The organism is Acidimicrobiales bacterium (assembly GCA_036399815.1).
Lineage (GTDB): Bacteria > Actinomycetota > Acidimicrobiia > Acidimicrobiales > DASWMK01 > DASWMK01.
Genome location: DASWMK010000078.1, coordinates 1 through 10,588, shown reverse-complemented (window position 1 = coordinate 10,588; position 10,588 = coordinate 1). Strand labels below are relative to the sequence as shown.

Sequence of the window (10,588 nt, the reverse complement as noted above, 5' to 3'; positions counted from 1 at the left end):
CAGTCGCGTCGGCCGCCCCGCCGTCGGGCGGGCCCCGGCCCCGCTGGTGGTCGGTGGCCGCCGTGGCCCAGCGGGTGCTGGCCCTGGCCGCGCTGGCCGGGCTGGTGTGGCTCGTCGCGCTGTTCGCGCTGGAGTGGCTGCGCCTGCCCGACCCGCCCCTGCCCCGCCTCGGGGAGCTGCCCGTCCCGACCGTGCTGCTCGTCGGCGGCGCCGTCGCCGGCCTGCTGCTCGCCTGGGTGGCCCGCCGGCTGGCCGCCGTCGGGGGGCGGCGGCGGGCCCGCCGGGCCAGGGCCCGGCTGGCCGAGGCCGTCGCCGCCGTCGCCGAGCGCCACGTGCTCGACCCCGTCCGGGCCGAGCTGGCCGCCCACGACGAGCTGTGCGAAGCCGTCCGCCGGGCCGCCCGCCGCTGACGCGGGCGCGGCCGGGCGATGGCGGCCACGCCGGGCGGGGGTGCCGCCCCGCTGCTGACCCGGCGCTCCGACCCGCCGGGCCATGCCGGCTCGCCGGGCGGGGGGCCGCCCGGGCGCTGACCGAGCTCCGACGCGTCGAGTGATCGCCGCCGGCCGCGCGGTGCAAGGCCGTCCGCGGGGCTGCCCGTCGCCGACCCGGCGGCGGCCGGCCGAGGCGAGCGGCCGTCGGACGCCGTCCGCCGGTGACCCGGGCGGCGGGCCGGCGTACGGTGCGGCGGTGGGCGATCGCATCCTCGACGAGTACCTCCGCCGCACGCCGGCGTCGGCGGCGGCCGCCGCCCGGGCCGAGCGGGTGATGCCCGGCGGCGACACCAGGGCCGCCGGCTGGCACCCGCCCTACCCGCTGATGGTCGTGCGGGGCGCCGGGCCGATCCTCACCGACGCCGACGGCAACGACCACTGGGACCTCTCCGGCAACTTCACCAGCCTGGCCCACGGGCACGCCTACCCGCCGATCGTCGAGGCCGCCGGGCGGGCCATGGCGGACGGCACGGCCTGGCCGGCCCGCAACGCCCACCAGGTGGCCCTGGCCGAGCGGCTGGTCGAGCGGGTGGCGTCGGTCGAGCGGGTGCGGTTCTGCAACTCCGGGTCCGAGGCCGCCATGCTCGCCCTGAACGTCGCCCGGCTGGCCACCGGCCGGCCCGGCGTGCTGATGGCCCGGTTCGGCTACCACGGCTCCCACGAGGCGTTCGAGGCCGGCACCTTCCCCGAGCGGCCCCACGTGCCCGGCGCCGACCACACGCTCCTCGCCGACCACGGCGACGCCGGCTCCTTCGAGCGGGCCCTGGCCGACCACGGCGACGAGGTGGCGGCCGTGTTCCTCGAGACGGTGATGGGCGTCGCCGGGATCGTGGCCCCGCCGCCGGGCTTCCTCGACCGGGTGGCGGCCGCCGCCCGCCGGGCCGGCGCCCTCCTCGTGCTGGACGAGGTGATCGCCTTCCGGCTGGCCACCGGCGGGGCGCAGTCGATCTTCGGGGCGAGCCCCGACCTCACCCTGTTCGGCAAGGTCGTCGGCGGCGGGTTCCCGGTCGGCGCCGTCGGCGGCCGGGCCGACGTGATGGCGCTGCTCGACCCGAGCACCGGCCGCCTGTTCCACTCGGGCACGTTCAACGGCAACCCGGTGACGTGCGCGGCCGGCCTCGTCTCGGTCGACCACCTCACCCCCGACCGCATCGACGCCATGGCCGCGCTGGCCGAGCGGCTGGAGCGGGGCCTCGCCGCCGGCGCGGCCGCGGCCGGCCTGCCGTTCTCGGACCGCCGCTGCGGGTCGCTCCTGAACGTGTGGTTCCTGCCCGAGCCGCCGCCGCCGTCGGCCCGGCGCGACGACGACGCGGCGATGACCGCCTTCCACCTCGCCGGCATGAACCACGGCCTGTACTTCGCGTCGCGCGGCATGCTCGCGCTGTCGACGGTGATGGACGAGGCCGCCGTCGACGAGATCGTCGAGCGGGCCGGCGACGCCATGGCCGACGTGGCCGCCGCCGTGCCGGCCGCTGCCGGCCGGCGCTAGCTGCCCGCGGCCTCCACCGCCTCAGGGCCCTCGCCGTCGGTCATGGCGGCCGCGATGGCCGCGCCCATGCGGGCGGCGATGGCGTCCCAGTGGTCGTGGCGCAGGACCTCGGCGGTGGCCGCCCGGCGGGCCGCGGGGTCGACGTCGAGCGCCCGGCGGCAGGCCGCCGCGAACGACGGGCCGTCGTCGGCCAGGTCCACCCAGGCGGCGTGGTCGGCGACCACGTCGGGGACGCGCGTGGAGACCACCGGCAGCCCGGCGGCCAGGTACTCGAGCGTCTTCGTCGGGCTGATCGACCGCGTCGCCTCGTTCAGCGCGAATGGCATGAGGGCCACGTCGAACCCGGCCATCACGCCGGGCAGCTCGTCGTAGCGGCGGGGCCCGGCCCAGCGGAGGTTGGACGCCTGCGGCAGGTCGGCCTCGTCGATCTTGCACACCGGGCCGACGATCTCCACGTCCCAGTCGGGCAGGGCGGCGGCCAGGTCGGCGACGAGCCCGAGGTCGAGCCGCTCGTCCACGACGCCGACGTAGCCGGCGACCGGCCGCTCGCGGCGGGCCGGGCGCAGCCCGACGGCGGACGCGTAGTGCTCCGGCTCCACCCCGCTCGGGAAGCAGTGGACCCCGGTCCTGCGCACGGCGGCGACGCCGGCGTGCAGCGACCGCCCGCCGGTGAACACGACGTCGGCGGCCCGCAGCGCGGCCCGGTGCCGCAGCCGCAGCTCGGGGGCGGCGCCCTTGAACGAGGCCAGGTCGTCCATCACGTCGTACACGAGCACGTCGTGCTCGATCCGCTGGGCGAGCGGCAGGGCCATCGCCGTGTACAGCCACACCACCCGGCCGGGGCGGGGCGGGAACAGGTCGGCCACGGCGTCGGCGTAGCCCGCCGCGCCCGGATCGTTGAAGCCGGCCCACCGGGCCGGGCCGGGGACCTGCCACCACACGCGGGTGACGGCCCCGTCGGGCGCCGTCGTCAGGCGGGGGGCGTCGACGCCGTCGGTCGGCATCGGCTCCTCGACGAACCACGTGGGCACGTCGCGGCCGAGGCGGGAGACGAGGTGCTGGGGGCGCTGCCACACCCACGTCCAGCGCAGGTGGGACAGGACGACCAGCTCGTCGTAGGCGGGCACGGCGACCTACCTGATCCCGTCGCCGGCGGCGCCCTCGCCGCGCGGGATCCACGTCGTCTCCGGCTCGCCCGACAGCACGTGGTCGACCCACTCGACCCCCTGCATGCAGGAGTGGTCCATGTTCCCGATCTCGTAGAGCCAGGCCCCGAACCGGCCGCGCGACCAGATGCCCTGGGACCGCAGCCACGGCTGGATCGCCCCGAGGGCGGCGTCCCTCGTGGTCGTCGGCACCGGGTAGGTCATGTCCGGCGAGCACCGCCACGTCGTGACGACCCGGCCCCGGTCCTCCTCGGTCATGAGGCCGGTGCGGACGAGGCCGTCGACCACGTCGTGCACGATCGTCGCCTCGTCGGCCGGCTTGTGCGGCGACCGCGACGTCTCGGTGAGGAACAGGGTCTGGTCGGGCTCGGGCGTGAGGTGCGGCGAGTAGTTCGACAGGTAGGTGACCCGGTAGAACGGCACGTCGGGCTCGGGGAAGTAGATCCAGTTCTTGCTCGTCCCGGCCGGGCGGTCCACGCCGACGCCGACGATGTGGCTGCCCGACCACTGGAGCCCGCCGACGGCCCGGCGGACGGCGTCGGGCACGCCCTCGGTCCGCTCGACCAGCCGGTTCAGCGGCATCGTGTTGAGCAGCACGTCGTAGGGCCAGCGCCGGCCGTCGGCGGTGCGGACCTCCCTGGCCGCCGGGTCCACCGCCACGACCGGGCACTCCAGCTCGATGAGGTCGGCGAGGGGCTCGGCCATCTTCCGGTACAGGAACCCCGTGCCGCCCCGCAGCGGGTAGCGGAAGCTGTTGTTCGGCCCCCAGGACACCTCGGGCTGGTCGAACAGGATGTTGCGCAGGACGGCCTCGACGTCGACCACCGACACCCGCTCGCCGATCCAGTTGAACGACATCAGCTCCGCCGGCGTGGCCCAGACCTTGAAGTTGTAGGGCCGCATGAAGTGCTTGGTCATGCCCGCCCCGAAGACCTGCTCCATCCACTCGGCGAAGTTCGTGGGCGGCGGCGCCGGCGTGCGCTGCGCCTCGATCAGGCCCATCACGCACTCGAGCACGGTGGCCGGCTCGAGGTCCTTCACGTTGTTCTGGAACGGGTACGGGATGTACCGCTGCTCCATCCACACCCACGCCTCGCGGCGCAGGACCGTGTAGTCCTCGCCCATGAGGCCGTCGACCAGCCGGTCGTAGTAGTCGTAGTGGCTGAACATCACGTGGCCGCCGATGTCGTAGGTGAACCCGGCGTCGTCGGTGAACGACGTCGCCAGGCCGCCGACGTAGTCGTTGGCCTCCAGCACCACCACGTCCTCGAAGCCGAGCTCCCTGAGGCGGTGCGCGGCGCCGAGCCCGGTCGGGCCGGCACCGATGACGACGATCCTCGCAGGCGGTGCTCCCAGCATCCGCCACCTGCTACCCCCGGCGAGCGGGGGTAGTCACTCACGCGGTGCGTGGCGGCGCCGACACGTAGCCGGTACGGAAGCGTCGCTCAGCGAGGGCGCGGCGACGCCGTGGGGAGGGACGATGAGCCACGCACACGATGCCGACCGGCCGCGCCTGTCGCGCCGGCGCCTGATGACGACCGGCGCGGCCGCGCTCGCGGGGGTGGCCGCCGGCCTCCCGGCCGTGGCCGGCGCCGCGACGGGGGCCCGGTGGACGAGCCGGGCGACGTGGGAGCCGCTCGTCGGCACCCCGGTGACGGTGTGGACGGAGGGCCGGGCGGTGCGCCTGCGCCTGGCCGCCGTGCGGGACCTGCGGGGCCGCTCGTCGACCGCCGCCCCGCTCGCCGCGAGGGACGACGCCTTCGTGCTCGTGTTCGACGGCGACGCCGACGCCGACCTCGCCGGCGGCGTCTACCGCGTCCACGCCGGCCGCGCCGGCGCCTTCGACGCGCTCGTCGTGCCGACGCGGACGCGGGCCGGGACGACCCGGCACGCGCTCGTCGTCAACCGCGCCTGACGCGCGAGCCTCTCGCCCGTGAGCGACCTCCGGGCCCTGCTGGCGCACGCCGCCTCCCTCGCCGCCGACCACCGGGCGACGGTCGGCGACCGGCCCGTCGCCGCGCCGGCGTCGCTCGACGACCTGCGCGCCGCCCTCGGCGGCGACCTCCCCGACGGGCCCACGCCGGCCGCCGACGTGGTCGAGCACCTCGTCCGCGGGGCCACGCCCGGGCTGACGGGCTCGGTCGGCCCCCGCTACTTCGGGTTCGTGGTCGGCGGGGCGCTCGACGCCGCGACCGCGGCCGACGTGCTCGCCACCGGCTGGGACCAGGTGGCGTTCAACCCGTCGACCTCGCCCGCCGCGGCGATCGCCGAGGAGGTCGCCGGCGGGTGGCTGAAGGACCTGCTCGGCCTGCCGGCCGGCGCGTCGGTCGGGTTCGTGACCGGCGGCCAGGCGGCCAACACGGCCGGGCTGGCGGCCGCCCGCCACGGCGTGCTCGCCGCCGCCGGGTGGGACGTGGAGGCCGACGGCCTCGCCGGCGCGCCCCGCGTGCGGGTGGTGGCCGGCGAGGAGCGCCACGCCACGATCGACCGCTCGCTGCGCCTCCTCGGCCTCGGCACCCGCGTCGCGGAGGCGGTGCCGGCCCGGCCCGACGGCGCCGTCGATAGCGCCCGCCTCCGGGACGTGCTGGCCGCCGGCCCGCCCGGCCCGACCATCGTCTGCCTCCAGGCCGGCAACGTGAACACCGGCGCCTGCGACGACCTGCGGGCCGGGTGCGAGGCGGCCAGGGAGGCCGGGGCCTGGGTCCACGTGGACGGCGCCTTCGGGCTGTGGGCCGCCGCCAACCCGCCCACCCGCCACCTCGTCGACGGCGTGGAGCTGGCCGACTCGTGGGCCTGCGACGGCCACAAGTGGCTGAACGTGCCCTACGACTCGGGCTACTCGTTCTGCGCCCACCCCGACGTGCACGCCGCGGCGATGACCTATACGGCCGCCTACCTGGTCGGCCAGGGCGACCGGGCCGGCCACAACCCGTCGGACTACGTGCCCGAGTCGTCCCGGCGGGCCAGGGGCTTCCCGACGTGGGCGGCGCTGCGGGAGCTGGGCCGGGACGGGGTCGCCGACCTGGTCGAGCGGTGCTGCCGGCTGGCCCGCCGGTTCGCGGCCGGGCTCGACGCCGCCGACGGGGTCGAGGTCGTCAACGACGTCGTGCTCAACCAGGTGCTGGTCGGCTTCGGCGACGACGACCGGGCCGACCGGGTCGTCGCCGCCGTCCAGCGGGACGGCACGTGCTGGCTGGGCGGCACGACGTGGCGGGGCCGGCGCCTGGTGCGCATCGCCGTGTCGAACTGGTCGACCACCGAGGACGACGTGGACCGCTCGGTCGACGCCATCCTCAGGGCGGCGGCGACGGCCTAGCGGCCGGCCCGGCTCACGCGCTCACCACGCCGTCCGCCACACCCGCCAGAGCGCCGACGGCTCGGTGGTCGGGTCGCCGTGGACGAGGAAGAAGTCGGCCGGGCCGCCCTCGTGGAGCACGCCGGCCTCGGGCTCGCCGAGGAGGATGCCGCCGTTGCGGGTGGCGGCGGCCAGCGCGTCGGCGGGCGGGATGCCGGCGGCCACCATCGTCTCGACCTCCCAGGCCAGCTGCCCGGCCCGGAGGGAGCCGCCGCCGAAGTCGGTGCCGGCGGCCAGGAGCACACCGGCCCGGTGGGCCAGGCGGGCCGACTCGTGGGCCCACTCCCGGCGGCCGGCGATGGCGGCCCTGCCCTCCAGCCCGGCGAAGCGGGGGAGGGTGGTGGTGCGGCCGAACGTCCGCCAGGACTCCAGCACGGCGAGGGTGGTGACGAGGGCGACGCCCTTGGCCGCCATCAGCGCGGCGACGTCGGCATCGAGCTGGAACCCGTGCTCGAGCGAGTCGACCCCGCCCTCCACGCCCTGGCGGGCGCCGGGCAGCAGCCCCGAGTGGGCGGTCACCCGCGCCCCCCGCTCGTGGGCGGCGGCCACCACCCGGGCCACCTCGTGGGCGGTGAACGGCGACGTGTCCCGGTCGGGCCCGTCGAGGTACAGCTTCACGAGGTCGGCGCCGTCGTCGAGCTGCTGCACGGCCGCCGCGAGCAGGCCGTCGCCGTCGTCCACGTCGAGGCCCAGCCCCTCGGGCAGCGCGCCCCGCCGGTTCACCCAGCACCCGGCGGCCCGGATGTAGGGGACGTCGTGGCGGTGCCGCCACCGGTCCCGCAGGGTGAGCGAGAGGGCCCGGTCGCGGCCGTGGGCCGGGTCGTGGCGGGCGGGGGCGCCCACGTCGCGCGCCCATCGCACGCCGGTGCGGCTGAGCAGGCGGGCGTTGTCCTCGGCCACGGCCTCGAGCACCTCGACCGGCTCGAAGCCCCGGTCGATCCAGTGGGCGCCGCCCGGCATCGTGAGGTGGCTGTGGGCGTCGACCATCCCGGCGACGGCCGTCGACCCGGCGCAGTCGACGACCTCGGCGTCCGGCCCAGGGTCCGGCTCGGCGTCGGTCGGCCCGATCCACGCGATCCGCCCACCGTCCACGACGATCGTCGTGTCCGTGCGAAGCTCGCCCCGGTCGTGGTCGACGACGGCCGTCTCGCGGTAGACGGTGCGGCCCATGGCCGGACCGTAGCCCCGCCAGGCCGAGGAGGCTCCCGTGGACCAGCTCGACCCGCTCGCCGCCTTCTCCCTCGAGGGCCGCGTCGCCGTGGTGACCGGCGCCAGCTCGGGCCTCGGCGCCCGCTTCGCCGGCGTGCTCGACGCGCTCGGCGCCACCGTGGTCGTCTCCGCCCGGCGGGCGGACCGCATCGAGGCGCTGGCCGCCGGCCTGGCCCGGGGCGACGCCGTCCCGGCCGACCTCAGCGTGGCCGGGGCGTCGGCCGCGCTGGTGGACACGGCCGTCGAGCGCCACGGGCGGGTCGACGTCGTCGTGGCCAACGCCGGCGTCGCCAACGTGACCCCGGCGCTGCGGGAGACCGTCGACCAGTTCGCCGACCTGCTCACCGTCGACCTCGTCGCCCCGTTCGAGCTCGCCCAGGCGGCCGTGCGCCACCTGCGGGCGGCGGGCCGGGGCGGGAGCGTGGTCATGGTGGCGTCGGTCGCCGCCATGGTGTCGTCGCCGCTGCTGCCCCAGGCCGGCTACGTGGCGGCGAAGGCCGGGCTGGTCGGGCTCACGCGGGAGCTCGCCGTGCAGTGGGCCAGGTACGGGGTGCGGGTGAACGCGCTCTGCCCCGGCATGTTCCCGAGCGAGATCACCGCCGCGCTGGTCGAGGACGAGGAGCTGCGGCGCCCGTTCGAGGCCGAGGTGCCGCTGCGCCGCTTCGGCCGGCCCGACGAGCTCGACGGTGCGCTCGCCTTCCTGGCCAGCGACGCCAGCAGCTACGTGACCGGCCAGGCGCTCGTGGTCGACGGCGGCGTGGCCCTCTGACCGCGCGCACGGCGACCGCGGCCGGGGCGGGGGCCTGATGGCCGCGGGCGTGTGGTCGCCCGAGCGGCGGGCGCTGACCGTCGGGCTCGTCGCCACCGTCACCCTCGTCGCCTTCGAGTCCCTCGCCGTCTCCACGATCGCCCCCGACATCGAGGAGGACCTCGGCGACCTCGCGCTCTACGGCTGGGTGTTCAGCGGGTTCTTCCTCGGCGGCCTGGTCGGCACCGTCCTCGGCGGGCGGGTCGTCGACCGGCGGGGCCCGGTGCCGGCCTACGTGGGCGGCCTCGCCCTGTTCGCCGGCGGCCTCGTGCTCGGCGGCCTGGCCCCGACCATGCTGACCCTGGTCGTCGCCCGCGTCGTGCAGGGCCTCGGGGCCGGCGCCGTCCCCGCCGTCGCCTACGTGACCGTCGGGCGGGCCTACCCCGAGGAGCTCCGGCCCCGGATGTTCGCCGTCACCTCCACGGCGTGGGTCGTCCCCGGCCTGGTCGGCCCGGCGATGGCCGGTGCCATCGCCTCGGCCACCACGTGGCGGGCCGTGTTCCTCGGGCTGACGCCGCTCGTCCTCGTGGCTGGCACCGTGACGGTGCGGGCCCTGCGCGGCTCGGTGGCCGACGACCCGCCGCCGGCCGCGCCGGCCGGGGCGGCCGTGGGCGGCGCCATCCAGGTGGCGGTCGGCGTCGGCCTCCTCACCGCCGGGCTGGCCGCCTCGCCGTGGTGGAAGGCGGCCGCGCTGGTCGCCGGCGGGGCGGCGGTCGGCGCGCCGGCCTTCGTCCGCCTCGTGCCCGCCGGCACGGTGCGCGCCGCGCCCGGCCTGCCCGCGGCCGTCCTCGCGCGCGGCCTGCTGACGTTCGCGTTCTTCGGCGCCGACGCCTACGTGCCGCTGGCCCTCACCGAGACGAGGGGCACGAGCACGACCGTCGCCGGCCTCGCCGTCACCGCCGCCACCCTGTCGTGGACGGCCGGCTCCTGGGTGCAGGAGCGGCGGGTGCTCGCCCTCGGCGCCCGGCGCATGGTGAGGACCGGGTTCGCCGTGCTCCTCGCCGGCCTCGGCGGCGCCGCCCTGTTCCTGTGGGACGGCGTGCCCCTCCCGCTCGCCGTCGTCGTGTGGGCGGCGGCCGGCCTCGGCATCGGCCTGGCGTACGCGCCGATCTCGGTGACCGTGCTGCGGGAGGCGCCGCCCGGCCGCACCGGCGAGGCGACGGCCGCCATGCAGCTGTCCGACGTGGTCGGCATCTCGCTCGGCACCGGCGCGGGCGGGGCGGCGATCGCCGTCGGCGACGCCGCCGGGTGGGTGCCCGCCGTCGGCGTCGGCCTCGCCTTCGGGCTCGCCGCCGCCGTCGGCGTCGTCGGCCTGCTCGTCGCCCGCCGCCTGCCCGGTCCCGTCCCCCGCTGACCCGGCCCGCGGCGCGGGGAGACCTCCCCATTGCTCGCGAATCGTGCCGAGGGTACGGTCGCTGACAAAAGGGGGGGCGATGACGGGCTTCGCGTTGGCGGTCGTGGCGTCGCTGGTGGCCGGCGCCGCCGGCGCCGCCGTCGCCCCGGGGGCGCCGGACCCCGGGTGGGGCGGGGACGGCGTGGTGGTGACCGACCTGGGGACGACCATCCCGCGCGAGGTGATCGTCCTCGACGACGGGCGGGTCGTGGTCGCCGGCTCCGACGGCAACCTCGGCGCCGTCCTCGTGCGGTACCAGCCCGACGGCCGGCTCGACCGCACCTTCTCCGGCGACGGCGTCGCCTGGGCCCGCTTCGGCGACGACTGGGGAACCTACGACGACGTCGCCGCGCTCCCCGACGGCTCGCTCGTCGCCGCGGGCTTCCTCGACCGCAGCGAGACGCTCGGGTGGGACGTCGTCGTCGCCCGGTACCGGCCGGACGGGTCGCTCGACCCGACGTTCGGCGCCGGCACGGGCTGGATCTCGCTGACGTGGGGGAACGTCGGGTCCGCCGAGGTGGCCGTGCAGGGCGACGGCCGGATCGTCCTGGCCACGGTGGGCCAGGGGCAGCTGGTGACGATGCGCCTCACCGTCGACGGTGGCCTCGACCCGACCTTCGGCGACGGCGGCATCGCCGAGCAGCCCGGCTCCGCGACCGGGCTGGTGGTGCTGCCCG

At 77.4% G+C, this 10,588-nt stretch carries 10 protein-coding genes; 7 read left to right on the top strand and 3 right to left on the bottom strand.

Going from position 1 to position 10,588, the window contains the following annotated elements; all coding sequences use genetic code 11:
* On the top strand, positions 1-410 hold a 410-nt coding region (locus tag VGB14_05825; GenBank protein ID HEX9992427.1), incomplete at its 5' end, for a hypothetical protein.
* A 277-nt stretch (positions 411-687) separates the two neighbouring features.
* The gene (locus tag VGB14_05820) at positions 688-1,980 is read left to right on the top strand and encodes an aminotransferase class III-fold pyridoxal phosphate-dependent enzyme (protein ID HEX9992426.1); all 1,293 of its coding nucleotides are present in this window, start codon (positions 688-690) and stop codon (positions 1,978-1,980) included.
* Here the strand turns inward: VGB14_05820 and VGB14_05815 are convergent.
* The gene (locus VGB14_05815) at positions 1,977-3,107 is read right to left on the bottom strand and encodes a glycosyltransferase (protein ID HEX9992425.1); all 1,131 of its coding nucleotides are present in this window, start codon (positions 3,105-3,107) and stop codon (positions 1,977-1,979) included. The genes VGB14_05820 and VGB14_05815 overlap by 4 nt on opposite strands.
* Positions 3,108-3,113: 6 nt before the next feature.
* Complete coding sequence (locus VGB14_05810; GenBank protein ID HEX9992424.1) at positions 3,114-4,505, bottom strand: FAD-dependent oxidoreductase; 1,392 nt, start codon at positions 4,503-4,505, stop codon at positions 3,114-3,116.
* A gap of 172 nt (positions 4,506-4,677) precedes the next feature.
* On the opposite strand from VGB14_05810, the gene VGB14_05805 reads away from it, so the two are divergent.
* Both VGB14_05805 and VGB14_05800 read left to right on the top strand, forming a co-directional pair.
* Positions 4,678-5,061 (top strand): hypothetical protein, encoded by a 384-nt coding sequence (locus VGB14_05805; protein HEX9992423.1) that lies wholly within the window; start codon positions 4,678-4,680, stop codon positions 5,059-5,061.
* A gap of 18 nt (positions 5,062-5,079) precedes the next feature.
* The gene (locus VGB14_05800) at positions 5,080-6,462 is read left to right on the top strand and encodes a pyridoxal-dependent decarboxylase (GenBank protein HEX9992422.1); all 1,383 of its coding nucleotides are present in this window, start codon (positions 5,080-5,082) and stop codon (positions 6,460-6,462) included.
* Positions 6,463-6,483: 21 nt separating this feature from the next.
* Here the strand turns inward: VGB14_05800 and VGB14_05795 are convergent, their stop codons facing one another.
* The gene (locus VGB14_05795) at positions 6,484-7,671 is read right to left on the bottom strand and encodes an amidohydrolase family protein (protein HEX9992421.1); all 1,188 of its coding nucleotides are present in this window, start codon (positions 7,669-7,671) and stop codon (positions 6,484-6,486) included.
* Between the two features lie 37 nt (positions 7,672-7,708).
* Between VGB14_05795 and VGB14_05790 the strand changes: the two genes are divergently transcribed.
* From VGB14_05790 to VGB14_05780, 3 genes are all read left to right on the top strand, one after another.
* Positions 7,709-8,479, top strand: coding sequence for an SDR family oxidoreductase (locus VGB14_05790; protein ID HEX9992420.1), 771 nt, complete (start codon positions 7,709-7,711; stop codon positions 8,477-8,479).
* Between the two features lie 37 nt (positions 8,480-8,516).
* Complete coding sequence (locus VGB14_05785; GenBank protein ID HEX9992419.1) at positions 8,517-9,872, top strand: MFS transporter; 1,356 nt, start codon at positions 8,517-8,519, stop codon at positions 9,870-9,872.
* Positions 9,873-9,951: 79 nt separating this feature from the next.
* A partial coding sequence (locus VGB14_05780) for a hypothetical protein (GenBank protein ID HEX9992418.1) occupies positions 9,952-10,588 on the top strand: 637 nt, incomplete at its 3' end.